Origin of the sequence: Cupriavidus sp. WKF15, from assembly GCF_029278605.1 — a bacterium.
Taxonomy (GTDB): domain Bacteria; phylum Pseudomonadota; class Gammaproteobacteria; order Burkholderiales; family Burkholderiaceae; genus Cupriavidus.
This window is the reverse complement of the sequence record NZ_CP119572.1, coordinates 1203047-1227401: the sequence shown is the minus strand read 5'-3', so window position 1 is coordinate 1227401 and position 24355 is coordinate 1203047. Positions and strand designations below refer to the sequence as shown.

Below are 24355 nucleotides of genomic sequence, written 5' to 3'. Positions count from 1 at the left end.
TTGGAGAATTTATGGGATTTCTGGCAGGTAAGCGGATCCTCATCACCGGCTTGCTATCGAACCGTTCGATCGCCTATGGCATCGCATCGGCCTGCAAACGCGAAGGCGCCGAACTCGCCTTCACCTACGTCGGTGAACGGTTCAAGGACCGGATCAGCGACTTTGCCAAGGAATTCGGCACCGACCTGGTCTTCGAATGCGACGTCGGCAGCGATGAGCAGATCGCCGCCACCTTCGCCGGCCTGGGCCAGCGCTGGGAAAAGCTCGACGGCCTGGTGCACTCGATCGGCTTCGCCCCGCGTGAAGCCATTGCCGGCGACTTCCTGGAAGGCCTGTCGCGCGAAGGCTTCCGCATCGCCCATGACATCTCCGCCTATAGCTTCCCGGCACTGGCCAAGGCCGCGCTGCCGATGCTGTCGGACAAGGCCTCGCTGCTGACGCTGACCTATCTCGGCGCCGAGCGCGTGGTTCCCAACTACAACACCATGGGCCTGGCCAAGGCCGCGCTGGAAGCCAGCGTGCGCTACCTGGCGGCCTCGGTCGGTCCGCGCGGCATCCGTGCCAACGGCATTTCGGCGGGCCCGATCAAGACGCTGGCCGCGTCCGGCATCAAGGACTTCGGCAAGCTGCTCAACGCCTTCGAGGCTTCGGCCCCGCTGCGGCGCAACGTGACCATCGAGGAAGTCGGCAATGTCGCGGCGTTCCTGCTGTCGGACCTTGCCAGTGGCGTGACTGGCGAAATCACTTATGTCGATGCCGGCTTCAATATTGTCGGCGCCATGCCGCCCGACGCCTCGTAAGCAGCTGCCCGCGTATCAGCCCTGAAGGGGTGCCAGCGCTTGCTGGCACCCCTTTTTCGTGGTTTTTCGCTGGATTGCGGGGGAATGGGTAATGACGGGGGGGGTCGCGCTTGGCAAGCATGAAAACCCCAACCCCCATTCCCGCAACCCGGCGAAAGAACCTTTTTCGTTGGCGCAGCTCAGCAACACATACGCGTGCTTCACCGCCCCATGCGCTGGTCATAGCGGCTCGAGATACGTCCGAGCAGGCCCGGATCCCGCGAATCGCTGGAATCGAACTGCACCCGGACCGAACCGTCGGCCTGCCGTATCACGCTGGCGCGGATCATCGTATTGCCGTAATTGCCGGCAATGGATCCACTCGCGCGATCCTGCACGCTGACCGCCACGCCTTCATCCCGCATGGCGCCAGCCGCGGCATCGAAAGAACGATCGAAATTCGCCGGCACCATCGCCGGCGCGCCATAGTAGGTGCATCCGCCCTGCAGGGCCATCAGCATGGCGGCGAGCACCGCCAGGAGGATGCGCTTCATGGCGTCACCTTGGTCCAGCCCGATCCCGGATCGAACGAGGTCGTCGCCGCGGCCTTGGCCGCGGTATCGGTGCCCAGGTCACGCTCGAAGACTTCGCCCGCATGGCTGACCATGAAGGTCTTCACACCGGTCTGGCCATAGCGGACCGGCCAGGCGATCACGGCGAATCCGCCGAACAGCTTGCCGCGCACCTGATAATCGAAGGCCCCACCCGGGGCATTCGCCCCCTGCTTCGTGAGCAGCTTGTAGTGGTAGCCGTAGTAGCCTTCGGCCCCGGAGCTGCGCTTGCCGGCGGTCAGGAAAGCCTCGCCCAGCGGGCTCGGCCGTTCGCCCGGCTTGGTTGGCCAGTACAAGCCGTCCTGCTTGCCAGGTGAACTGGCCAGCTTCGCAGCGTATGCCAGCACACCGCTGCCGTCGTGATCGACCTGCGCATACTCGGCCTGCGCATCGTGGATGGCCAGCAAGGTCTGCATGACGGCCAGTTCGTTGCGCCCGATCTGGCGCGCGCGCATTTCCTCCAGGCCGGCGGCCGTGTCGAAGCGCCAGCCCTGCGCGGTCTTGACCAGCGGGACAGGCAGCGTCCATCCGTCCGTACCGACGGCAATGCGAGCGTGCTGGTCATCCACGGCCTGCACCGTGTGCGACGCGCCCCAGGCAGTCAGGAACCGGGTGCGGATGTCAGCACCGACAGGCGGGATCAGTTTTTTGAACCCTTCACCGAAGATCTTCTTCATGGCGGCGTCGTCGCTGCTCTCGACCGCGGACCCAAACGCGGCCATCGCTTCGTCGGCCGTAGGAAAGGTCTTCTGCGCGTGCGCGAACCCTGCGCCGCCAGCGACGAGGGCCAGCGCGACGGCAATCTGCCGGCACCGAGCCGCAAACGCCTTACCGGAAAAGACAAGTGGCTTGATCATGGCTGTTCCCCCCTTCAGCGCCTGCCACCACCGCCACGGGCGCCGCCCCCGCGGCCGCCACCACCGCTAAAGCCGCCGCCCCCACGCCCACCGCCGCCACTGAATCCCCCGCCTCCACGGTTGGCTGGCGATGACTGCAGGCTGCTGCGGCCCCGATCGAAGTCGCGCTGCGACGCACCGCCGCTACCGACGCCCTGGAACGCGCTATCGCGGCCTCCGCCTCCGCCCCGGTTCGCAGTCGTTGCGCGGTTTCCGGCACCGGCCGCGGAGCCACGTTCGCCTCCGCCCGAGAACCCGCCGCGATCTCCCGTGCCCGCCCGGTCCGAAACGCCGGCGCGATCACCACCACGATCGCCACCACGATTGCCGGCACCGCCGCGATCGCCCGCGCCTCCACGGTCACCGATGCCACCCCGGTCACCCGCACCACCGCGGTCGCCAACGCCGCCGCGATCGGCGACACTCTGCCGGCCTCCGGCACCCTCCCGCCCGCGGAAGTCATTGCGCCGATCGGCGCCAGGCACATTGCGGCCGAATTTCTCACGCGTGGCATTGTCCCGGTAGGCCACGCCCTTGCGGTGGCCGGCGTCGTGCTGCCACTTGCCGTTCTGTACCTTGGTGCGGTCGAAGTTGCGGTCGATATTGGTGGCTCGGTTGACGTTGATATTGACGTCTCCACCACCCCAGTTGCAGCCGCCGAAGATGGCCCCCGCCGCTGCCAGGCCAACCCCCCAGGCAAAGCCGGTGGCCAGCGCGGCGCCCGGATAGTACGCCGGATACGGCGGCCAGTACGTCGGCGGATAGGCCGGATACCCCCATGACCCGTACACCACGGTCGGGTTGTAGGACGGCACGTAGATGACTTCCGGATTGGCCGGCTCGATCTTGACGATGGTCTGCCCTGGCTGCCCCGATACCGTGCCCTGCTCGACGGTCACTTGCTGCTGTTCGTTCGATTTCAGGTTGCCATTCTGCTGCGCCTTGGCGCGCAAGCGCTGCACCGCGGCCAGCACGTCCGATTCCTGCGCCAGGAAGGCATCGCCGAGCTTCTGGGTCCAGTCGAGCTTGTCGTTCATCGGCTCCAGCGCCTGTGGGAATGCGACCAGCGACTTGACGCTGACATCCCACGGCTGGTCGGCCACCGCCTTGACGGCAGCATCGCCCTTGACCTTGGGGTTGGCCTTTACCCAGCGGGCCGCCTGCACGATTTCCAGCGGATAGGTGGACGCCATCAGCACCTGCGACAGCACGGAATCCGGGTACAGCGCAATGGGCGCAACCAGCGCCTCCAGCTCCTCGGGCTTGAACGTGGGCGCCTGTGGCTGCGCGGATGCCTGCGGCGGTGCAGGCGCGGGCGCCTGTTGTTGCGCGATGGCCGTGCCTGCGCCTGACATCAGGCTGGTCACGAGCACGCCGCAAACCGCTTGGACCAGGCTCCTTCCCCAAACATTCATGGCGACTCTCCCCGGCTGAAGTCAGCGGAATCAAGCAGGCATGTAACCGTGCCCGCGCAAACCGTCCGGGCAGCACGAGTGACGGTCACGATACGACGATAGTGCGTCATGGCCACATTTGCAATTTCCGCCTCGTCCAATCCAGCCAATTTGAGTTCCAGTCGCACGCCGCGTTTGCGTGCCGGCGCGCCACGGAGGGTAATGAAGCGCATCGAGGGACGAACAGATTCATCAGCACAATCGCAACGCCGCTCCGGCATCCGGCCAAGCCTCGGACGCCTGCCTAATATGGGGTGAACAGCGGCTCTTCTCTGCTTCGGCGGTCCTGCCGGAATGCATCTTCGAGCACGCTGGAGACGCCCCCCGGCCGCGCCCTACGCGCGCCCTACGCGTTTTCCCCGACTGTCCCGAGATGCAAACAAGTTGTCCCGGATAGTCAAACCGCGACTTGCCAATACACGATACTTCGCCAGTCGCGACCGGAGCCATTCGAGCCCCCGGGCAACCAGCGGCGACGCTCTGCGGCCACTGGCGCAAGTGATCGAGTCTTACAGAAGAGAGACATTCATGCTTGGACAACATTCCACCCACCCCACCATGCTGACCGGCAAGCAGGCCGCAACCGCCTCGCGCCTATATCCGTGGCTGGTGTTCGCGCTGAGCTTCGGCCTGCTGCTGTCGGACTACATGTCGCGCCAGGTGCTCAACGCAGTCTTTCCGTTGCTGAAGGCCGAATGGGCGCTCACCGACACCGAGCTGGGGGCACTGGGCGGCATCGTCGCACTGATGGTCGGCCTGCTCACTTTTCCGCTGTCGATCCTTGCCGACCGCTGGGGCCGCGTCAGGAGCCTGACGCTGATGGCCGCGCTCTGGAGCCTGGCCACGCTGGGCTGTGCGCTGGCCAACAATTTCGGCGAAATGTTCATCGCCCGGCTGTGCGTCGGCATCGGCGAAGCAGCCTACGGCAGCGTCGGCATCGCCGTGGTGCTGTCGGTATTTCCGCGCCACCTGCGCGCCAGCCTCAGCTCCGCCTTCATCGCCGGCGGCGCGTTCGGCTCGGTGCTGGGCATGGCTGCCGGCGGCGCGCTGTCGGCTCAGTTCGGCTGGCGCTGGGCCTTTGCCGGCATGGCAATCTTCGGCCTGGTGCTGGTGGTCATCTATCGTGCCCTCATTACCGAACCGCGCCTGAAGGCTCAACGCCTTGCGCTCGGTGAGGACGCGCCCACCGAGACCCGCCGCGAGGGCCTGGCCCTGCGCCCGCTGCTGTCCGCCCTGTTCTCGGCACGATCGATCCTCTGCGCTTACGTTGGCAGCGCACTGCAACTGCTCGTCATGGGCGCACTGCTGGCGTGGATGCCCAGCTACCTGTCGCGCTATTACGGCATGGCGACCGATCGTGCCGGCGTGACCGCTGCTGCCTTTGTCCTGGCAGCCGGCGTCGGCATGGTAGCGTGCGGCGCGCTGACCGACTGGGTTGCCCGCCGTTGCCCCGCCCGCAAATGGCTGATGGCGATTGCCTATAGCCTTGCCTGTTGCGCCCTGCTGGCCGTGGCGTTCCGGCTGCCGGCCGGCGCCGCCCAGCTTGCGCTGATTGGCGCCGGCATGCTGCTGGTCGGCGGCACGGCTGGCCCCGCCAGCGCCGTGGTGGCAAACCTGACCCATCCGGCCATCCACGCCACGGCGTTCGCCACGCTCACGCTGGCCAACAACCTGCTGGGCCTGGCGCCGGGCCCCTTCGTCACCGGCGTGCTCGCCGACCGCATCGGCCTGCTCGGCGCGCTCCAGTGGATTCCGCTGACCGGCCTGCTCGCCGCAGCGTGCTTCATCGCCGGCCGCCGCTACTACGCCGCTGACCTGCAGCGCCTGGAACACCAGCGCGACGCCGGGTAAGCCAACGACTGACCTACTGGATTTTCTGGAGATCCGATGAGCCTTACCCCCGACACCACTGTCCTGCTGGTTCCCGGTCTGCGCGACCACGTGGCGGAGCACTGGCAGACACTGCTCGAGGCGCAACTGCCGAACGCCCGCTCCGTGGCGCCGCTGGAACACGACAAGCTGAGCCGCGACGCCCGCGTGGCCGCCCTGGACGCCGCACTTGCGGCGATCCACGGCCCCGTGGTGCTGGTTGCACACAGCGCCGGCGTGATGATCACCGTGCATTGGGCCGCAAAGCACCACCGCAAGATCCGCGGCGCGCTGCTGGTGACGCCGGCCGATCTCGAAACGCCGATGCCGGCCGGCTATCCGCAAAAGGAAGCGCTGGCCGAGCACGGCTGGCTGCCCGTGCCGCGCAAGCCCTTGCCCTTCCCCAGCATCCTGGCCGCGAGCCGCAATGACCCGCTGGCGACGTACGAACGCGCCGCGCAGCTGGCGAGCAACTGGGGCAGCGAGCTTGTCGATCTCGGCGAGGTCGGCCACCTCAACCCGGCAGCCGGCTACGGACCGTGGCCGCGTGCCACGGAGCTGATCGACCAGCTGCTCCGCATGGGCTGACGTCTACGACAAGAAGCCGGTAGCGGACCGCACGGTCCCGCACCGGCCAGCCCCCGCAGTACCTCGCAGTACCCCCGAGCACCCACCCCTGCAGCACCCCCGTAGCACCCCCGTAGCACCCCCGTAGCACCCCCGCAGCACCCATTTCGACGGGAATACCCGCATTACAACCAAAGGAAGAAACGGAGATTTGCCCCATGAAATTCAGGAGCACGGCCCTGGCCGCATTGCTTGCCTGTTCGGGAAGCGCATTCGCGCAATCCAACGTCACGCTGTACGGCGTGGCTGACATCAACCTCGAATACGTCAATCACGTCGGCGCCATTCCGCAGGCTGCCAACCAGTTCAACCCGGGGCCGGCCCACAGCGTCTACCGCATGGATTCGGGCGGCATCTCCGGATCCCGCTGGGGTCTGCGCGGCACTGAGGATCTCGGCAACGGGCTGAAGGCACTGTTCGTGCTCGAAAACGGCTTCAGCCTGGATTCCGGCACGCTGCAGCAGAGCAGCCGCCTGTTCGGCCGCCAGGCGTACATCGGCGCGCAGAGCGCCACCTTCGGCCAGATCACGCTGGGTCGCCAGTACACCTCGATCTTTGAAGCCCTCGCCAACTTCGTGCCGGGTGCCTATGCCACGCAGTACGAGCCGGCTGCCCTTCTGACCGGCGCGAACTTCCGTGAAGACAACACGGTCAAGTACACCGGCCAGTTTGGCCCGGTAACGGCACTGGCCCACTGGTCGTTCGGCACCGGCCTGGCCCTGCCTGCCTTCATTGGCGTGGCCACGCCGATCGGCGGCAATGGCGAAGTCCCGGGCCAGTTCCGGCGCGACACCGCCTACGGCGCAGCCCTGGCCTACTCGGCAGGCCCGTTCGGCGTGACCGCCGGTTACGATCAATGGAATCCGACCATTGGCACCGGCAACGGTACGGCCAAAAAGGCTGTGATCGCCGCCAGCTATACCTACGGTCCGGCCAAGGTCATGGGCGGTTATCGCTGGGGCCAGAACAAGAATGCGGCGGACGTGCTGGTCCAGCGCGACGACTTCTACTGGATTGGCGCCGCCTACCAGGTGACGCCGGCCGTCGCACTGTCCCTTGAGTACGACTACGACAACCTCAAGAACCAGTTCGGCAACACCGGCCTCGCCAATCCCTGGCAGGTCGCGTTTATCGCCAACTACGCATTCTCCAAGCGTACCGATGTGTACCTGAGCACGGCTTACTCCAAGCATGCCGGCCTGGCAATGGATTCGGTATCCAACTTCTACGCCACCAGCCTGGCCACGGGCAATAGCTACGCCCTGGCCAATGGGCAGACCTCGATGGTCGGTGTGGCACTGGGTGTCCGCCACAAGTTCTGAGCGAACTTCTGTACGTATGCTCGTTGCGGCTGTGTCGGGAGACGATCCTGGCACAGCCGTTTTTTTTTGGCTCCGCCGGATTGCGGGAATGGGGAAGGGTTGGGCTTTTCGTGCTTGGCGGGCGCCGCTGCTTCGCCGGCACCGCACCCCTCACGCGAAGAAATGCTCAAACGCCCATCTATAATGTGCGCCACCATACCGGCCAGTCGACCTGCGACGCCCCCGGGGCCAGCCGAGATCCATGCCTCTTTACCCTCTCGTCCTCTGCCTGACCATTGCCGTGGTAGGTGCCGTAGGCATGATCCTCACCGCCCTGCCGCGGCGCGATGATCCCACGGTCCGGGCATTCCTGACGCTGGCGGCCGGCGTGGCCATCTGGAGTGGCGGGCGCTTGCTCGAAGTCAGTTCGCCCGAGCTCGACTGGCGCATCCTCTGGGCCAAGATCCAGTACTTCGGCATCGTTGCCGTGCCCATCGGCTGGCTGGTGGCCATGGTGCACCTGAGCCGTCCGCGCTACGTGGTGCCATGGTCGATCCTTTCCCTGCCATGGCTGGCGGCAGTCCTGACGCTCGCACTGGTCTTTACCAACGAATACCACCACTGGATCTGGACGCGCATCACGCTGTCGCCGCCTGGCGTGGCGCCGGGCGCGGTGTTCGAGCATGGTATTGGCTACGGCCTGGCCGCCGCATGGACCTACGGGCTGCTGGCACTCAGCCTGTACTTCCTGCTGACGGCCGAAGTGCCGAACGACGCGCTGTCGCGACGCGGCCGCAACATCCTCGCCGGGGCCCTGCTGCTGCCGCTGTCGGCGCACGTGGCCTACCTTCTGCGTTGGACCGGCCCGCTGGGCGGCGACCTGACGCCCGCCACGTTCTCGCTCATGGCCGTGCTGGTGTGGTTCTGCGCGCTGCGCACGCATCTTGGCGATATCGGCCATTACGCGCGGCTGCGCGTGTTCGACGCCCTCGGCGAAGGCTGCGTGATCCTGAGCCCCGAAGGCATCGTGGTCGATTTCAATCCGGCGTCCGCGCGGCTCCTGCCGGAGATCGCCCGGAACCGGCCAGCGCCCGCGGCGCTGGCGGGCGTGCTGCACGAAACGGTTGGCGGCGCGGGGCCGGTCGTGCCGCCCGGCATGCCGTTCGAACTGCGCGCGGAAGCGGTCCGGCGCATGGACGGCAAGCGCATCGGCACCCTCGTCTTCCTGCGTGATATCAGCCGCTACCGCGAGCGCGAACTCGCACTGACCCAGCGTCTCGGGCAGACCCAGGCCCAGCTTTCGCGCATCCAGGCGGACCTGGACGTCGACGCGCTGACGGGCATTCCGAACCGCCGCTACTTCCAGCGCGAGGCCCACGCCGCCGCGGTGCGCGCGCTGTCGCGGGGCAGCCCGTTGGGCCTGATGATTCTCGATATCGACCGCTTCAAGCAATTCAACGATCTTTACGGCCACCCGATGGGCGACCAATGCCTGCGCCAGGTCGCGGGCGCCCTGGTGGCCGAACTGGGCCCGGGCCAGTTCTGCGCGCGCCTCGGCGGCGAAGAATTTGCGGTGGTGTTGCCCGATTCGAGCCTGCGCGAGACGCGTGCCGTAGCGCAACGGCTGGTGGCGGCAGTGCGCCGCCTTGGCATCCCGCACACCGGCACGCCAACCCAGCCGATCGTCACGATCAGCCTGGGCTCGGTCTGCGCGGTTCCCGAGATGCCAGGCATCGACAATCTCCTGAACCGCGCCGACAGCGCCATGTACCAGGCCAAGCGCTCCGGCCGCGACCGCTTCGTGCAGGAGGAGCAGGCCCCCGGCATACCGAGTTCCTGAGACGCCTGCGAGCGGCCGTGTCAGTTCCCGCCGCCGTGCAGGAACTCCCGCACCACGCGCGCGCTTTCACGCGGCGCCGTCAACAGGAAGAGATGGCCGTCGTTATCGAACACATGCAGCGTGGCGTTCGGAATGCACTTTGCCAGGATCCTCGCATTCACCAGCGGCACGATCGGATCATCGCTGCCATGCAGCACCAGCGTGCGCTGTTTCAGCGCCCCGAGCCACGGCAGGCTGCTCCAGCCCCATGCGGCCATCAGCTGATAGAGGTAGCCGCGCCCGCGCGGCGGATGCATGTGGCGGCCATGCTCATCGATCAGCGACGGGTCGTCGCGAAAGGCGCCGCCGTACAGATCGGCTCCCACACGCTTCAGGTACTGCGGATCGGAATAGCGCCGCACGCCGATCATCTTCGACAGCACGGAAGGCCTGCCCGGCACCATCAGGACGCCGGGCGACGTGGCGGCGAGCACCAGCCGGCGGCAGCGCCGCGGATACAGCCGCGCGAACTCCTGCGCGAGCGCCCCGCCCCACGACACCCCGAGCGTATCGACGGGGCCCGAATAGCCGAGGCGCGACAGCAGCTTGTCGGTCATCACGCACAGGTTGGAGAAGCGATAGGGAAGCAGCGGCGCGGGCGAGCCGCCTGCGCCGGGAATGTCGAAGATGATGACTTCCACGTCCTCCAGTGCGTCGACAAACGGTTCGACGAGTTCGAGGTTGGCACCAATGCCATTGAAGATGAGCAGCGGCGGATGCGTGCCGCTGCCGGGCCGGATGCCGACCCTGAGTGACTGCCCGTCCAGGTCTACCGTTCGGGTCTGCATGATCTTTCCAGCTTCGATGCTGGCGTTGTTGGTTGTCATCGAGTGTCCCGGAGAGATTGGCGGCGAAGCATGGCCGGGGGCGGCCATGCTTCCTGGCGCTTACTGCCTGGGGCGCAGGATGCCTTTCACCTCTTCCACGTTTTCCGCCAGGCGCTTGCCCACCGTGGCGATGCTGTCGGCCTGGGCCTTGTACACAGTATCGGTCAGGCCGCGCAGGCCGGACACGGCCTTCTGCAGCGAGCGCGGCAGCACTTCCGAGACCTTGGTCACGGCCTCGCCGTCTGCGGCCTGGCCGCGGCGCGCGAGCGATTGCAGATCGGCTGCGGTGTCCGTCAGGAACTCGGCCTGCTGGCGCACCAGCGATTGCAGGCCAGCCAGCAGGGTGGCGTTGACGCTGGCGATCGCCTCGATGTCCTTGCGGCGCGATTCGAGGATCGCCGCCGGGTCCAGGCGGTTCTGCTTGACGAAGTCGAACAGCTTCTTGTGCACGGCGGTTGCGCCGGCGGCAGTGGTGGTTTCCATCTTTACTACTCCTTACAGGTTGCGTTGCAAAAATCGACAGGCCGGGATCAGGCCTCGGTCACATAGCGTCCGGGGGCATCGCCAAGCGGTGCGTGGCGCTCGCTGCCCAGGCCGGACGGCGCGGCACGCATCGCGCCGGAGCGCGTCTTGAGCCACTCGCCCCAGTGCTCCCACCAGGACGCCTGCTTGGCCGTGGCGCCTTCGAGCCACGCCTCGGGATCCGTCGCTTGCGCGTCGTTCAGGAAGTACTTCGCCTTGGCATTTCCCGGCGGGTTGATCAGGCTCTGTACATGGCCGCTGGAGCTGAGCACGAACTCGGTCTGCCCGCCAAAGGCGCGCACGGAGCGGAACACGCCCTTCCACGGCGTGATGTGGTCGGTCATGCCGGCCACCACGTACTTGTCGCAGTCCACCGCCGCCAGGTCGATCGGCTCGCCCAGGACGCGCAGCGCGCCCGGCGTCGCCAGCTGGTTCAGCGTCAGCATGTCCAGCAGCTGGCCATGCAGGCCGGCCGGCAGGCGCGTGGTGTCGTTGTTCCAGAAGAGGATGTCGAACGCCGGCGGCGCCTTGCCGAGCAGGTAGTTGTTGACCCAGTAGTTCCACACCAGGTCGTTCGGCCGCAACCAGGCAAATACACGCCCCAGTTCCTCGCCATCGAGCACGCCGCGCGCCTGGCTGCCCTGCCGCGCGGCATCGATGGCCTCCGGCGTGGCGAACAGGCCCAGCTGCGATTGCGAATCGAGGCCGAACACGGACACCATCAGCGTGGCTGCATGCACCAGCTTTTCGCCGCGCGCCGCGCAGTAGCCCATCAGCGCCGACATCGTCATCGCGCCGGAGCACGCGCCATGCAGGTTCACATCGGCGCTGCCGGTAATCTCGCGGATTGCGCGGATGGCTTCGACCAGCGACCCCACATAGGTGTCGAGGTTCCAGTCGCGGTGCGCCGCGGTCGGGTTGCGCCAGCTCACCATGAAGACCTGCAGCTCGTTGCGCAGCAAGTGTTCGACCAGGCTCTTGCCCGGCGCAAGGTCGAACACATAGAACTTGTTGACCTGCGGCGGCACGATGAGCTGGGGCCGGGCATGCACCTTCGCGGTGGTCGGCGTGTACTGGATCAGCTCCAGCACATCGTTGCGGAACACCACCGCGCCAGACGTCGCGGCAAGGTCCTTGCCGACGCGGAACGCGCTCTTGTCCACCTGCGTCGGCATGCCCTGGTTGGTCAGCGCATCGGTCAGCAGGTTGACCAGGCCACTGACCAGGTTCAGGCCGCCGGTTTCGAACGTCTTGCGCAGCGCGGCGGGATTGCCCAGCAGCGTGTTGGTCGGCGCCACCGCATCCATCAGCAGGTCGGTGAAATACTGCGCGCGCTCCTTGCTGCGCCCGTCCATCACCGAGCGGGTGACGAAGCCGGTCAGCGCGTCGCGCCAGGCCTGGTATCCCTGCAGGGCCATGCGGTAGACCGGGTTGTCCTGCCAGGCGGGATCGCCGAAGCGGCGGTCGCGCGTGGCGGGTGCGGGTGCCGATCCGTCCACGACGGCCATCAGGTCTTGCGCGAGCCGGGTCTGCTGCTCCAGCAGCAGCGTCGGTTCCTGCACGCACTGCGCGCCGATCTGCTGCGCGGTGCTGACGAGGTCTTCGGGGCGCATGCCCACGAAGGGGTTCGGCCCCGTCACGGCCGGCGCAAGATCCATGTTCGCCGCCGCACCGGCCGCCCTTGCTGCTGTCTTCCTTGCCTTCTTTGCCGGCGCTTTTGTACTCACGGCTGTTGTCATGCTGCCACTCCTCGTCCTGCCTTGTTCGTGCTTGTTACGTGTCTTGCTTATGCCTCAGGCGACCAGCAGCGCGAGCGCCTCGGCCACCAGCGCGGGCTTGCCCTCGCCTTCGATTTCCACCGTGTTCTCCGTCCTGAGCAGCACGCGGCCATCGCCCTTGCGGTCCGCCGCGAGCAGGTTCACGCGGTTGCGCACGCGCGCCCCGGCCTTCACCGGCGTCAGGAAACGCGTCTTCTCCAGCCCGTAGTTCACCGCCGCGCTCGCGTCGTGCGGCACCACGCCCATCTCGGTCAGCTGGCTCGCCACCAGCGAGAGCGTCAGGTAGCCGTGGGCGATGGTGCCGCCGAACGGGCTTTCCCGCTTCGCGCGATCCACGTCCACGTGAATCCACTGGTGGTCGCCCGTGCATTGCGCGAACGCGTCGATGCGCGCCTGGTCCACGTCCACCCACTCGGACACGCCGAGCTCCTTGCCGACGAACGCGTCGAGCGTGGCCATGCTGTAGCCTTCGATTGCCATCTTCTTCCCTTCCTTGACTTGTATTCCGGCCTGCCGCCTCAGAAGCAGGCTTCGTCCAGCGCCAGGAAGCCGTCCTGGCCCGTCGTGCTGGTGACGGCTGCTTCCAGCGCGGAAGCACGCGGCAGGATGTGGTTGGCGAAGTACTCCGCGGTCGCGATCTTGGCGCCGTAGAACGCCTCGTCCTCGGCACGCTTCTGCGTTGCCACGATCAGCGCGCGCGCCATCTGCCAGCCCGTCAGCACGATGCCGGTCAGCTTCAGGTACGCCACGCTCGTGCCGAACACGGCATTCGGGTCCTTGCGGGTGTTCTCCAGCACGTGATCCACCGCATTGCCCAGGGCCAGGCGCGCAACGCCAAGGCGCATCAGCATGGCGCTGCATGCCGCGTTCCGGCAGCCGTCGGCATATTCCTTCAGTGCCTCCAGCGTCTTGTCGATCTCGGCGAGAATGCCTCGCGCCGCCGCCCCGCCATCGCGCACGGTCTTGCGGCCGATGAGGTCATTGGCCTGGATCGCCGTGGTGCCTTCGTAGATCGGCAGGATGCGCGCGTCGCGGTAGTGCTGCGCCGCGCCGGTCTCTTCGATGAAGCCCATGCCGCCATGCACCTGCACGCCGAGGCTGGTCACCTCCAGCGACATCTCGGTGCTCCAGCCCTTGATGACGGGCACCAGGTATTCGTAGGCCGCGCCAAAGCGGGCACGCGTCTCGGCGTCCGGCGACTGGTGCGCGAGGTCGGAGTAGCCCGCGGCCACCAGGGCCAGCGCGCGTGCGCCTTCGGTGAGCGCGCGCATCTCGGTCAGCATGCGGCGCACGTCGGGATGCCGGATGATCGCCACGGCGTCCTTGGCGGAGCCATCGACCGGGCGGCTCTGCACGCGCTCCTTCGCATAGGCCACGGCCTGCTGGTACGCGCGGTCGGAGATGGCGATGCCTTGCACGCCGACGCCGAAGCGCGCGGCGTTCATCATCACGAACATGTACTCCAGGCCGCGGTTCTCTTCACCGATCAGGTAGCCGGTGGCGCCGCCGTGGTCGCCGAACTGCAGCACCGCGGTCGGGCTCGCCTTGATGCCGAGCTTGTGCTCGATCGACACGCACTCCACGTCGTTGCGCGCGCCCAGCGAACCATCGTCATTGACCAGGAACTTCGGCACCAGGAACAGCGAGATGCCCTTCACGCCTTCGGGCGCGTCCGGCGTGCGCGCCAGCACCAGGTGCACGATGTTCTCGGCCATGTCGTGCTCACCGTAGGTGATGAAGATCTTGGTGCCGGACACCTTGTAGGTACCGTCCGCCTGCCGCTCGGCGCGGGTGCGCACCAGGGCCAGGTCGGAGCCGGCCTGCGGCTCGGTCAGGTTCATGGTGCCGGTCCACTCGCCGGCGATCAGGCGCGGCAGGTAGCGCTGCTTGAGTTCGTCCGAGCCGGCCGTGAGCAGCGCCTCGATAGCGCCGTCGGTCAGCAGCGGGCACAGCGCAAACGACATGTTGGCCGCGTTCATCATCTCGATGCACGGCGCGGCCACCAGCTTGGGCAGACCCTGGCCGCCGAACTCGGCCGGATGCACAATGCCCTGCCAGCCGCCCTCGCCGAACTGGCGGAACGCCTCGCGAAAGCCTTCGGTGGTCGTGACCTGGCCGCCGTTCCAGCTGCTCGGCTGGCGGTCGCCGGCAACGTTCAGCGGTGCCAGCACTTCGCCGTGGAACTTCGCGGCTTCCTCGAGCACGGCCTCGACCGTCTCCGGCGTGGCATCTTCGTAGCCCGGCAGCGTGGCAATCTTTGTCAGTCCGGCCAGTTCGCGCATGGCGAACAGCATGTCCTTGGTGGGCGCGGTATAGCTCATCTCGTTCCTCTCGCGGCGATGCAGCGTCGGCTCCGGCTCCATGCCCGCGGCGCTGCGACATCATTGATGACCCTGATCGTAAGGGGCATCCAAGCGAAAGCGATTACCCAAACCCGCCCTTTGAATGACAAATCCTGCCGCATTGCACAATGCCGCGGCCGGCGCACAGTGAGTGCGGCGTCAGAAGCGCCCGAGGTGGCAGGATTTGTCAGTCGGCGGCCAGCCTTGCCAGCCGCCGCGCGCGCTCACAAGGCGCGCCGGTAGGCGTTTGGCGTGCTGCCTGTCCAGTGGCGGAAGGCGCGATGAAAGGCGGTGGGATTGTCGAAGCCAACGTCGAAGGCAATGGCCGCGATCGGGTCTTCGGAGCGCGTGAGACGCCGGATCGCGATGTCGCGCCTCACCTCGTCCTTGATGGCCTGGAAGGTGGTGCCTTCGGCCGACAGCCGCCGGCACAGCGTGCGCACCGACTGGTGCAGCGCCTGCGCCACCGCATCGATGGTTGGCGACGCCGGCAGGCAGTCGGCCACGTGCTGGCGCACGCGGTGGCAGGTCATTTCCTCGGCGAACGAGACGAAGATCCAGTCCTCCGGCGCGCGCGCGAGGAATTTCTCCAGATCGGGCTTGCGTTGCCGGATGGGCAGGTCGAGATAGGCGGCATCGAAGACCAGCCGCGTGTGCTGGCGGTCGAAATGCACGGGTCCCGGGAACAGGTAGAGATGGTCACTGGCGAGCGCCGGCCGCGTGTCCGGCAACTCGACCGCCTGCAACGGTATGCGCTGGCGGATCAGCCACGACGCCACGCCATGCACGAGCTTGAGCATCAGTTCGCGCCCCAGCATGCTCGCGGCCGGGCCGGCCGGGTTGTCCACCAGCTCGACGATGCCGCTCGCATCCTCGCGCCGGGAGGCCATGCGGAAGTCGTCCAGGATCAGGTGGAAGAACTGCCCGAAGCGGCGCAGCGCGACTTCCAGCCTTGGCGCATCGAGCAGGCTCAGGCAGAGGTACTTGAGCGTGCCGTTGCGCAATGGCCGGCTGAAGATGCCGGGCATTTCGTCGTCCAGTTCCTTGGCAAGCAGGCGGTACAGCGTCGAGAACTGCTCCTGCGTGACCCGTGCGGCCGGCTCGGCCAGCAACTCGGAGGCAATGCCCGAGCACTCGGCCATCCGCGCCATCGCCGCGGGATCGGCGCCGGACAGGAATCCGTTGACGACGGAAATGGGGACGGTGGCGGAGAAGTCGTTCACGTCGTTCACGTCATTCACGCGGGGGCGCTGGCAATGCGTGCGATGAAAAGGTGGCGGCTGGTGCATTCTGTCACAGCCGCCACGTGGTGAGAACCGGTCTGCTACATGTTGTTCCGCGCTTCCTCCTGCCGCGCGCGCCATTTCGACACGCTGCAGCCGAACTGGCTTCCAAACCAGCGCGAGAACGCGCTCAGCGACGAGAAGCCCAGCAAGGTGGCGACTTCGGACAGCGGACGCTCGCGGTTGTCGATATAGCGCACCACCAGGGTCGCACGGACACCATTGACGATATCCGAATAGCTGGTGTTTTCCTGCATCAGCCGCCGGTGCACCGTGCGGCGGTCCACGCCAATGTGCTGCGCCACGCGGTCGACCGAGCACATGCCGGACGGCAGCAGCACATGGACCAGCTCACGCACCTTGTCAGGCAAGGTGGTGTTTGCCTGGGCCAGCAGCGTGCCGAGGTAGCGCTTTACCTGATGCGCCATGACCGGGTCATACGAAGGCAGTGGCCCTTCAAGATCGGCAGCAACGCAGACGATGCCGTCGAAGTCCTGGTTGAACAGGCTCGGCATGCCGAAAACCCGCAGGAAGGTGGCCTGGCTCGCTGGCGCCGCATGCGTGAAGCAGATGCTGCGCGGCCGCCACGATGCGCCGAGGAACACGCTCAGCATGCGGTAGATCACGCCGACCGCAAGATCGGTGGCCTGGCGCAGCGTCCCCGGCTCGTCGTTGAGGATATGCAGGCGGATCATCAGCAGGCCCTCGGACTCTTCGATGCGCATCGCAAGCGCCTCGTTCTGCAAGCCCATGTAGCGCACCATCGACTCCAGCGCCCGCCGCAGCGTCGGCTGTTCACGGACGACGAAAGCCAGCGGGCCGAGGTTGGAGAACTGGCGCAACTCCGCCATGCGCAGCCCGAAATCGTCGACCTGCGCCGCGCGCGCCGAGTCGTCCAGCAGGCGGCCCACCTTCTTCGCCGGAATGCGAATATCAGGATCCAGCAGCACGTCGCGGCTGATCTTGGCCGCGCGCATCTGCTGATGCGGATCGAGGCCCACGGCGCGGGCCACTTCCACATAGTTGGTAAGGCTGGCACTGCGAAGGTAGTAGGACATCGCGTTTTCCCTGACTGTCCCGAAATGTAAATCGTGCGTCCCGAATCGTCAAATTCCTCCACACCATTCGCCGATACTTCGGTCACCGGAACGACAGTTCCCAGGACAAGGCAAGACGGCAGCACAGAGCGTCCGCAGCCACGCACATTCAGGAGCAACGCAATGCAATTCCTCGACGATTCCCTGCACCCCGAGAACCAGGACAAAGTGGTCATCACCGTGGCCCCGTACGGCCCCGAGTGGATGCCCGCCGACTTCCCGGAAGACATTCCGGTGACCATGGAAGAGCAGGTGCAGAAGGCCGTGGATTGCTACAACGCCGGCGCCACCGTGCTGCACCTGCACGTACGCGAACTCGACGGCAAGGGCTCCAAGCGACTGTCCAAGTTCAACGAGCTGATCGCCGGCGTGCGCGCCGCGGTGCCGGACATGATCATCCAGGTCGGCGGCTCGATCTCGTTCGCGCCGGAAGACGACGGCCAGGCAGCCAAGTGGCTGTCGGACGATACGCGCCACATGCTGGCCGATCTCGACCCGAAGCCGGACCAGGTCACCGTGGCGATCAACACCACGCAGATGAACATCATGGAGCTGCTGTACCCCGAATACCTCGCGGGTACATCGCTGTCGCACCCCGCCTACGTCGAGGCCTACCGCGAAATGACGGTGCCGGCCGGCCCGGGCTGGGTCGAAGAGCACCTGCGCCGCCTGAGCAACGCCGGCATCCAGCCGCACTTCCAGCTGACCGGCATCCACGCGCTGGAAACGCTGGAGCGCATGGTGCGCGCCGGCCTGTACAAGGGTCCGCTGAACCTGACGTGGATCGGCATCGGCGGCGGCTTCGACGGCCCCAACCCGTTCAACTTCTTCAACTTCGTGCATCGCGCGCCAGACGGCTGCACGCTGACCGCCGAGTCGCTGCTGAAGAACGTGCTGCCGTTCAACATGATGGCGATGTCCATGGGCCTGCACCCGCGCTGCGGCATCGAGGACACCATCATCGACCAGCACGGCAACCGCATGACCTCGGTGCAGCAGATCGAGCAGTGCGTGCGCGTGGCCAAGGAACTGGGCCGCGAGATCGCTTCGGGCAAGGAAGCGCGCGAGATCTACCGCATCGGCACCTGGTACGACAGCGCCGACGAGACGCTCGAAGCCAACGGCATGGCGCCCAACCGCAAGGCCGGCCAGAAGAACCTGCCGCTGCGCAAGGCCGCCTGATGGACTGCCGGCCGGCCAGGGCGCGTGCCCTGTGCCGGCCGGCATCCCTCGCCATCGCACCTCGCGCTCGCCATCGCCAGTGACCCAAGCCATGAACCCGTCCATTTCCGTCGCGAACCCCTGCATCAACATCTGCCGCATGGACCAGGCGGGCAAGTATTGCCAGGGCTGCGGCAGGACCCTCGTAGAGATCGGCCGCTGGGAACAGATGACCGATGGCCAGCGCGCCGAGGTGATGGCGTCGCTGCCCGCGCGCCGCCCGAACCGCAGCGCGCCGGCGCCGCGCGCCTGACCGCGCCGCGCCCCTCGCGCCCCTTTCTCCGGCGGATTCCCGCTGTCGCCATGACTCCAACCAACATCCTGTCGGTCGAAGCCTACTTCGACCTGATCTGCCCGTGGTGCCTGATCGGCAAACGGCATCTTGAATCCGCCATCGACCTGCTCGCGCGCGAGCGCCCTGACGTTACCGTGCAGGTGGAATGGCGCTCTTATCCGCTCATTCCCGCCACGCCGCCCGATGGCATTCCCTATCGCGACTTCTACGTGGCGCGGCTAGGCAGCCCGCAGGCGGTCGCCGTGCGCCAGGCGCAGGTCTGCCATGCGGCACGCGAAGCCGGCCTGACGCTGGCACTGGACCGCATCGAGACCTTTCCCAATACGCTGCTGGCACATCGGCTGGTGCGTTTCGTCCGCCAGCAAGACGGTGCGGACGCGGCCACGGCTCTGGTCGACAATCTGTTCACGCGCTACTTCATCCGTGCCCAGAACATTGGCGACGGGCAAGTGCTGAGCGACGCGCTGATCGAGTGCGGCATCAACACGCCCGGCAACGCCGGCACGCCGGTGCGGCACGACCTGGACTGGCTGCCTGCGCTGCACGGCCCCGAGGATGCGCCGCCGCGCAACGGACTTGGCGTGCCGCACTTTGTCTTCAACGGCACGCACAGCGTGTCGGGATCGCGTCCGCCGGCCGCGCTGCTGGAAGCCATGCTGCGCGCGCTGGCGCGCGCAAAGCAGATCGCCACACGCGCCGCCGCCTGAATCGCCGCTTGCTGAACGGGACGAAGTCAGTCCCGCATCGACATCATCCGCAGCACCCCGCGCCCGCGCCCGCAGTTGCGGGACGCGGGCGCCTTCACATGTCGCATACCAATAACGGAGACAACACAACATGAAGAAACGCCCAGCCCTGCTTCGCATGCGCCGTGCCACGCTCGCCACCGTCATGGCCCTGGCCATGCCCGCGGCCATGGCCTGGACCAACAAGCCGGTGCGCATGCTGGTGCCGGCCCCTGCCGGCGGCACCATGGACGTCATGGCCCGGCTGCTGGCCGACCAGCTATCCGCGGACCTCGGGCAGCCGGTCATCGTCGACAACAAGCCGGGTGCGGGCGGCGGCATCGCCATCAACACGCTGCTGGCCGCGCCGGCGGACGGCCAGACCATCATGGTGACCGCCACCAACGTGCTGACGGAAGTCCCGCACGTAATGAAGGCGTCATACGACACCATGAAGGACATCCGTCCCGTAGCCGCCGTGGCGCGCTCGCGCATGGTACTGGTCGGTGCGCCGACGCTGCCTGCCAAAGACCTGCCCTCCCTCGTCAGCTATGTCAAAGCCAATCCTGGCAAGCTGAGTTTCGCGTCCTACAGCGCGGGCACGGCGTCGCACTATGCAGGCATGATCATGAACCAGAAGGCCGGGATGGACCTGCAGCACGTGCCGTTCGCCGGCTCGGGGCCGGCCTTGGCCCAGGTCATGGGCGGCCAGATCGCGGTCATGTACGACGGCATGGTGACGTCGTTGCCGATGATCAAGGCGGGCAAGGTGCAGGCTTATGCGGTGGCTTCCAGGAATCGCTCGCCGCTGCTGCCGCAGGTGCCGACCTTTGCCGAACTTGGGTATGCGGATATGGACTTCAGCAACTGGATCGGGGTCATCACGTCCGCGCAGGTTCCGGTTGAACTGGCGCAGAAGATCCAGTCGGCGGCCTATAAGGCGGCTGCGACCCCCAAGGTGCACGACCGGATGGAAGCGCTCGGCTATGAGCCGATGGCGGCACAGACACTGCCTCAGCTTAGTCAGTCGCTGCGGGCGGAGTATGAGAGGAATGGGCAGATAGTCAAGGCGTTCGATATCAAGCCTTGATGGGATGGGTTGACTGGTATCTGGTGGTTGGGAGGCGCTCTCCGCTGTGGAGGGCGCTTTTTTTTATCTATCCTGATCGCCAGGGCTCGCCGGCAGCGCACTGAACTCGCGGGCTGCGCGCTGCTGTTTCGCCGGCGGGGCCGGCGGGGCCCTTCAATGAAGGATCGGATTATCGTGCTTGGCAGGCGCCGCTGTTTCGCCGGCGTAGCCGGCGACCTACTTCTTGTCCGAGCGACAAGAAGTAGGCAAGAAGCGCGTCGCCTGGCGGCTGGCCATCAACGATGCGCTTCTTGTTTTCAAGCGGCTTTGGTCTCGCGAGGCTTGGTTGCCCGTTCAGTGCCTCCGATAACCGGCTCTTGTACGATCTCCATGTAGGGCTCGGGTACAGCGTTCCAAGAGCGTCAGTGGTGGGACGCCTACGGCTGCGCTGCGCGCGCGTCCTAGTCGGTAGACCACGGGCATCAACGTCGCAAGCGCTTCGAGCTGTGTCTCGGCACGATCGTTGGCGCCATTCGGCTGCGGCCTGGGTGCTCAGACCAGGGCTCTGCGCGTAGCGCAGCCGAAGGCGATTACATGATGGCGGTAGCAGCAGGGTCCACGGACAGTTTCGGGGCTCGTTCAATCATTGCCTGAAAGCCTACCGGCGGACGCGCACCACGCGGCAGGCAGCCAGGCACTCTCTGAAGCCCATCCCCGTACAACACCCGCAGCACACTACGATCAATATTCGCCCGCTAGGGCAAGTAAACGCGCTTTTTGGTTACTTTTTGTCGCTCGCGGTGTGGAGGTGACCCGCTTTTTCGGACAGTGCCTATCTTGAGTAAGCAGGAGGTGCACCATGCCGAAAACGCGCCCACCGTACAGTGCGGTCTTCCGTCAGCAAATGGTTGACTTGGTCCATGCAGGTCGCCGTCCGGAGGATCTGGCCAAGGAGTTCGAACCCACGGCCCAGACGATCTACAACTGGGTTGCCCAAGCGGATCGCGATGCCGGCGTTCGTCAGGACGGCCTGACCACGGCGGAGCGCCAGGAACTCACGCGGCTGCGCCGTGAGAACCGGCAACTCAAAATGGAGAGGGAGATACTTGCAAAAGCCGCGGCCTGGTTTGCCCGGGAGACCGACACGCTGCCCGACAAGGGTTCGAGTTCATGAAGGCAAATCAGGACCGCTTTCCGCTGTCCACCATGGCGCGGCTGCTTAAGGTCTCGCGCAGCGGCTTCCATGCATGGATGGAACGACGTCCGAGCGCTCATGCCGTGAGTGACAAGCTGTTGCTCGCGCAAATCCGTGAGATTCACGCCCGCTCGCGCGGTACCTATGGGATGCCACGTGTGCATGCCATGCTGCTGCGCCAAGGTATCCACGTCGGGCGCAAGCGCGTGGCGCGTCTGATGCGTGAGGCCGGCCTGCGCGGGGCTTGCCGGCCGCGCTTCATTTGCACCACCCACCGTGCGCCAGCGGGCAGACCCGCGCCCGATCTGGTGCAGCGACACTTCTCTGCCGATGCGCCAAATCAGCTGTGGGTCGCCGATGCGACATACATTCCGACCGTTGCCGGCTTTTACTATCTGGCTGTCGTGTTGGACGTGTACAGCCGGCGCATCGTAGGTTGGGCCATGGGTAGTCATCTGCGCACCGCACTGATGCTGCAAGCGCTGGACATGGCGCTGGCGCAGCGACATCCCAGCGCAGTGATTCACCATTCGGACCAGGGCTGCCAATACACGTCTGTTGCCTTCGGGCGACGTTGCCGCGAGGCCGGCGTTCAGCCTTCGATGGGCTCGGTGGGCGATGCCTACGACAACGCCATGTGCGAGTCCTTCTTCGCAACGCTCGAATGCGAGCTGCTGATGCGTTCGCGCTTCGCCACGCACGACGACGCCCGTCAGGCATTGTTCACCTGGATCGAGGGTTGGTACAACTCGCATCGCCTGCACAGCGCACTGGGATATCGGTCTCCGCAGGAGTTTGAAAAGCTTCCCGTCAATGGCATGAATCCGGCGCTACACCGGGCATACACTGCCCCATCACAAGGAGAAAACCCATCGACATAAAATTCCAATGCGAATCTGTCCGATGAAACGGGGCAACCCCAGTGTGTGTCAAGGTAGTTGTCGCGTCCGCCGCTATGCTGCCTTTTTGTACTCCGTAGGTTCCTGCTCGGCCCGTTCCGGGTTTAGATAGACCACGGGATCCAACTCCCAATTCCGGATCCCTCGCGACCAGCGCTGCGGATGCCGGGCACGGGCGGCCTGATACACCATCATGCGTCGTGCCAGCAGGGGCTTCGCTTCTCCACTGTGCCGCTGGTTCGGCGTGACGTATTTCAGCCCGCTGTGGCGGTGTTCCTCGTTGTACCAACGCACGAACCGATATACCCAGTCGCGCGCCTGCTCCAACGTGTCGAACGGCCGCTCAGGCCATAGCGGACAGTACTTGGCCGTGCGGAACAACGCTTCGGCGTAAGCGTTGTCGTTGCTCACGCGCGGACGACTGTATGAGGGCACCACGCCCAATTCGTGCATCGCAGCGCGCATACTCAGCCCCTTCATGACGCTGCCATTGTCCGAGTGCAGCACCAGCGGCCGGCCAGCCGTTTGCTCGCGCAGACAGCCCAGTTCGAGCAGCCGCTTGGCATGTTCCTCCGACTCGCTTTCATGCACTTCATTGACCACCAGCTTGCGGCTGTAGATGTCCTGCATCATGTACCAGTAGAAGAAGCGGCCCTTCACCGTGGTGGGCATCCACGTGATATCCCAGCACCACACCTGGTTGCGGTCATCGGCACGGTGCGTGGTCGGCGCACGGGACTTGGCGTTGTGGGTGCGCCCGCGCCGGTGCGCTTGGCCTTCGGCCTTAAGCACGCGGTAAAACGTCGATTCCGAGGCCAGGTAGCGCCCCTCGTCGGCCAGCTTTGGCACGATCTGGTGCGGCGTCAGACTCTCGTAGCCGGGACTGTTAGCGGCGGCCAGCACGGCCTGCCGCTCGCCCTCGCTGAGCTTGTTGGCCGGCACCGGGCGCTGCGCGCCCGGGCGGCCATCCTCCGGCGTATGGCGCCAGCGCTGCAAGGTGCGCTCGTTCAAGCCCAGTTCCTTGCAGGCGTTGGACTGGCGCGCACCGCCGCCCACCGCTTCATCGATCAACGCAATGGCTTCGCGGCGATCCGAGACGTTGATCAGTCCTCCTCGTCCCTTCCCCAGATCGCCTCGGCTTTTTTTCTGAGAACCAGCAGCGCCGCGGTCTCAGCCAGTGCCGCATCCTTGCGCTTGAGTTCGCGCTCCAGGTCCCGAATCTGCTTCTTGGCGGCTTGTTCCTCGCGGCGCTGCGCCAGGCTCAACCTGACCCGCTCAGGCGCATTGGCCTGCTCGCAGGCAGCACGCCACTGCCGGATCTGCTCGGGTTGAATGCCCTTCCTGCGGCAGTATTCGGACAACTCCGCTTCACTCAGAGGCGCTGTTTCGAGCACCACCCGGAACTTGTCCGCGCTGGACCATTTGTCACTCTGCTTGCCGTTGCCTGGCACAACTTTTCCTTGTTCTCGAGCCTCGTGGCGCCAAGTGCGCAGGCTCACTGTCGTGACACCCGTTTCCTTGGCTAGCTCCGCCACTGATCGGTTCAAGGGCGGCATCATCTGCTCGACCACCAACTCCTTGAACTCGTCCGAATAGCGCTTCATTACCCAAAACCGCTTCCGCCCTCCATTGTCCTTCATCGAAAGGCGGCGAGGCGACAACTATCCTGACATGGAGGGCTCGGAC

General features: G+C 66.0%; 20 protein-coding genes and 1 pseudogene. 10 read left to right on the top strand and 11 right to left on the bottom strand.

Annotation, left to right across the window (positions count from 1 at the left end; all coding sequences use genetic code 11):
• Positions 1-11 precede the first annotated feature (11 nt).
• Positions 12-800, top strand: a complete 789-nt coding sequence (gene fabI, locus CupriaWKF_RS05875) for an enoyl-ACP reductase FabI (protein WP_276100060.1) — start codon at positions 12-14, stop codon at positions 798-800.
• Positions 801-1000: 200 nt separating this feature from the next.
• Here the strand turns inward: fabI and CupriaWKF_RS05870 are convergent, their stop codons facing one another.
• The 3 genes from CupriaWKF_RS05870 to CupriaWKF_RS05860 are packed head-to-tail and all read right to left on the bottom strand — an operon-like array spanning position 1001 to position 3701.
• Positions 1001-1333: a hypothetical protein gene (locus tag CupriaWKF_RS05870; RefSeq protein WP_276100059.1), complete on the bottom strand. Its 333-nt coding sequence runs from the start codon at positions 1331-1333 to the stop codon at positions 1001-1003.
• Positions 1330-2247: a DUF2950 domain-containing protein gene (locus CupriaWKF_RS05865; RefSeq protein ID WP_276100058.1), complete on the bottom strand. Its 918-nt coding sequence runs from the start codon at positions 2245-2247 to the stop codon at positions 1330-1332. The genes CupriaWKF_RS05870 and CupriaWKF_RS05865 overlap by 4 nt, the downstream gene beginning before the upstream one ends.
• 14 nt (positions 2248-2261) lie before the next feature.
• On the bottom strand, positions 2262-3701 hold the full coding sequence (locus tag CupriaWKF_RS05860) for a DUF3300 domain-containing protein (RefSeq protein ID WP_276100057.1): 1440 nt from the start codon (positions 3699-3701) through the stop codon (positions 2262-2264).
• A 567-nt stretch (positions 3702-4268) separates the two neighbouring features.
• Between CupriaWKF_RS05860 and CupriaWKF_RS05855 the strand changes: the two genes are divergently transcribed.
• The 4 genes from CupriaWKF_RS05855 (at position 4269) to CupriaWKF_RS05840 (ending at position 9377) form a co-directional block, all read left to right on the top strand.
• Positions 4269-5591, top strand: coding sequence for an MFS transporter (locus tag CupriaWKF_RS05855; protein ID WP_276100056.1), 1323 nt, complete (start codon positions 4269-4271; stop codon positions 5589-5591).
• A 36-nt stretch (positions 5592-5627) separates the two neighbouring features.
• Positions 5628-6197: an alpha/beta fold hydrolase gene (locus tag CupriaWKF_RS05850; RefSeq protein ID WP_276100055.1), complete on the top strand. Its 570-nt coding sequence runs from the start codon at positions 5628-5630 to the stop codon at positions 6195-6197.
• A 197-nt stretch (positions 6198-6394) separates the two neighbouring features.
• The gene (locus tag CupriaWKF_RS05845) at positions 6395-7558 is read left to right on the top strand and encodes a porin (protein WP_276100054.1); all 1164 of its coding nucleotides are present in this window, start codon (positions 6395-6397) and stop codon (positions 7556-7558) included.
• Positions 7559-7799: 241 nt separating this feature from the next.
• A complete protein-coding gene (locus CupriaWKF_RS05840) occupies positions 7800-9377 on the top strand; it encodes a diguanylate cyclase (protein ID WP_276100053.1) in 1578 nt (525 codons plus the stop codon).
• Positions 9378-9397: 20 nt separating this feature from the next.
• Here the strand turns inward: CupriaWKF_RS05840 and phaZ are convergent, their stop codons facing one another.
• The 7 genes from phaZ to CupriaWKF_RS05805 all read right to left on the bottom strand — a co-directional run bounded on the left by phaZ (position 9398) and on the right by CupriaWKF_RS05805 (position 17226).
• The gene (gene phaZ / locus CupriaWKF_RS05835; RefSeq protein ID WP_276100052.1) at positions 9398-10243 is read right to left on the bottom strand and encodes a poly(3-hydroxyalkanoate) depolymerase; all 846 of its coding nucleotides are present in this window, start codon (positions 10241-10243) and stop codon (positions 9398-9400) included.
• Between the two features lie 60 nt (positions 10244-10303).
• On the bottom strand, positions 10304-10726 hold the full coding sequence (gene phaP / locus CupriaWKF_RS05830) for a TIGR01841 family phasin (RefSeq protein WP_276100051.1): 423 nt from the start codon (positions 10724-10726) through the stop codon (positions 10304-10306).
• Positions 10727-10773: 47 nt separating this feature from the next.
• Entirely contained in the window at positions 10774-12423 is a 1650-nt protein-coding gene (locus CupriaWKF_RS05825) for an alpha/beta fold hydrolase (protein ID WP_276100050.1), read from the bottom strand.
• Positions 12424-12558: 135 nt separating this feature from the next.
• Entirely contained in the window at positions 12559-13023 is a 465-nt protein-coding gene (locus tag CupriaWKF_RS05820; RefSeq protein ID WP_276100049.1) for a MaoC family dehydratase, read from the bottom strand.
• Positions 13024-13061: 38 nt separating this feature from the next.
• Entirely contained in the window at positions 13062-14864 is a 1803-nt protein-coding gene (locus CupriaWKF_RS05815) for an acyl-CoA dehydrogenase (protein WP_276100685.1), read from the bottom strand.
• 245 nt (positions 14865-15109) lie between these two features.
• Entirely contained in the window at positions 15110-16036 is a 927-nt protein-coding gene (locus tag CupriaWKF_RS05810) for an AraC family transcriptional regulator (protein WP_276100684.1), read from the bottom strand.
• A 173-nt stretch (positions 16037-16209) separates the two neighbouring features.
• Positions 16210-17226 (bottom strand): AraC family transcriptional regulator, encoded by a 1017-nt coding sequence (locus CupriaWKF_RS05805; protein ID WP_276100048.1) that lies wholly within the window; start codon positions 17224-17226, stop codon positions 16210-16212.
• A 162-nt stretch (positions 17227-17388) separates the two neighbouring features.
• Here CupriaWKF_RS05805 and CupriaWKF_RS05800 point away from each other — a divergent pair, with 162 nt between their 5' ends.
• From CupriaWKF_RS05800 to CupriaWKF_RS05780, 5 genes and pseudogenes are all read left to right on the top strand, one after another.
• Positions 17389-18447 (top strand): 3-keto-5-aminohexanoate cleavage protein, encoded by a 1059-nt coding sequence (locus tag CupriaWKF_RS05800; protein WP_276100047.1) that lies wholly within the window; start codon positions 17389-17391, stop codon positions 18445-18447.
• 91 nt (positions 18448-18538) lie between these two features.
• Positions 18539-18739 carry a DUF1289 domain-containing protein gene (locus CupriaWKF_RS05795; protein WP_276100046.1) on the top strand — a complete coding sequence of 67 codons (201 nt, stop codon included), beginning with the start codon at positions 18539-18541 and terminating at the stop codon, positions 18737-18739.
• A gap of 50 nt (positions 18740-18789) precedes the next feature.
• Positions 18790-19488: a DsbA family oxidoreductase gene (locus CupriaWKF_RS05790; RefSeq protein ID WP_276100045.1), complete on the top strand. Its 699-nt coding sequence runs from the start codon at positions 18790-18792 to the stop codon at positions 19486-19488.
• A gap of 130 nt (positions 19489-19618) precedes the next feature.
• Positions 19619-20596, top strand: coding sequence for a tripartite tricarboxylate transporter substrate binding protein (locus tag CupriaWKF_RS05785; protein WP_276100044.1), 978 nt, complete (start codon positions 19619-19621; stop codon positions 20594-20596).
• Between the two features lie 838 nt (positions 20597-21434).
• Positions 21435-22573, top strand: a pseudogene (locus CupriaWKF_RS05780) (IS3 family transposase); the annotation flags it as partial.
• A 150-nt stretch (positions 22574-22723) separates the two neighbouring features.
• On the opposite strand, the gene CupriaWKF_RS05775 reads toward CupriaWKF_RS05780, so the two are convergent.
• A protein-coding gene (locus CupriaWKF_RS05775) for an IS3 family transposase (RefSeq protein ID WP_276100043.1) occupies positions 22724-24273 on the bottom strand; the annotation gives its coding sequence in 2 pieces (ribosomal slippage) (positions 22724-23805 and positions 23805-24273; 1551 coding nt in all).
• Between the last annotated feature and the right edge of the window lie 82 nt (positions 24274-24355).